This window comes from Mesorhizobium sp. M7A.F.Ca.CA.002.04.1.1 (genome assembly GCF_004022805.1).
GTDB lineage: Bacteria > Pseudomonadota > Alphaproteobacteria > Rhizobiales > Rhizobiaceae > Mesorhizobium > Mesorhizobium ciceri.
Genome location: NZ_RZPL01001013.1, coordinates 1 through 1503 on the forward strand (window position 1 = coordinate 1; position 1503 = coordinate 1503).

Annotated in this window: 1 pseudogene; it reads right to left on the reverse strand. The window is 66.5% G+C overall.

The window, feature by feature from the left end:
* A pseudogene (locus ENZ75_RS31600) lies at positions 1-1503 on the reverse strand (DUF3971 domain-containing protein); the annotation flags it as partial.

Sequence of the window (1503 nt, forward strand, 5' to 3'; positions counted from 1 at the left end):
CAGCCCGCCCAGGGAATGTCCAGCCTGGCGTTGGTCAGGTCGGCCGAGACGTTCTGGTCGCCGCTGCCGTTCTTGTCGATCGCCACCTTCACAGTTCCGGCAAGCAGCGGCTTCAGGCCGGGCATGGCGGCGGCGCGGATCTTGTCGTCGAGCACCAGGGCCACCTTGCGGCTGCGCGCCGGCCCCTCATCCCTGAGCGGCTCGATCAGATCGAGTTCGGCCGGAATGCCGTTCAGCAACGCCTTGGCGGAGATCACCGCCTTCTCGGGGTCGACCGTGATCGAACCGTCGGCATCCGTCACGACCTGTCCTTCGAAGGGCTTGGCCAGGGACATGCCGGTGTAGTCGAGCGACACCAGCCAATCGAGCTTCGAGGAGTCGACGCCGGACTGCAGCGGAATATCCGCCTTGACGTGACCGGTGACGCTGCCCGACAGGTCCTCCGGCAGAATGCCGACATGGCGCATGGCGTTGATCGGCTCGTAGGATGCGAGTTCGGCAACGGCGGATGCGTCGCCGTCGACATCGATGTCGAGCGCGCCGACGACCGGCGGGCGGTTGGCCGCCTTGACCGTCAGCGTGCCGTTGCTGGCCGCCACGGTGCGGCCGCTGGGCATGTAGACGGTGCCCGAGGACAGCGAGATATCGACATCGTTGCCGTGGAAACCGACGACGCCGACCGCATCGCGTATCGGAGGGATGCGGCCGGCGGTGTCGAAGCGCGATCCCTCGATCTGGAAGCGGCCGAACACCTCATCGGCCGAAAGCGGCACGCCGTTGCCCAGCCGGCCCGGCACCACCTGGAACTGAAGGTTGGCGTCGACGACACGGCCGCCGAACAGATTTGCCAGCACCCACAGCCGGGCATTGCGCGCCGAAAACCACGGCCATAGCTGCTTGACGTGAGAGACCTGCATGTCGTGGATGTTGAACGCCAGATTGATCCCCGGCACTTTGCCGTCGACGAACGCCACGGCGGCGGTGCCAAGCATCTCGCCCGAGCCGGCGGACCGAAGCGCGATCTGCTCGGCCACCAGTTTGTGGCTCACCGTGTTGTAGACACCGGCGATCCGGGCGAGGAAGGTGAGCGCCGGCTCGGGCGACTCCGAAGGCGCAAGCGACGACCCGTCGCTGGTCAGGTCGTAGCGATAGGAGGGCTCTTCACCCACCGCTCCGCTTGCCGGCTTCGGCCCGATCGAACCGGCGAAATCGAATGTCGAGCGGCCGGTCTTCAGCAGCAATCTGTCGACCTGGACCTTGTTGCTGCCAGCAACCAGCGTCGCATTGATATCGACGTCCGCCGCCAGCAATCCTCGCGTGCCGAGATCGAGGACAGAGCCCGTCGATGACAAAGCGGCCGTCAGCCGCGATGCGTTCACGCCGAACCCTTCCGATCCCGTCAGCTTCAACGCGACGGGTCCCAACTTGCCGGCAGCGGCCGCGCCGGTGTCGGCCAGATCGACGCTCGCATCCAGCGCCGTGACCCGGTGCGCCGCGATATCA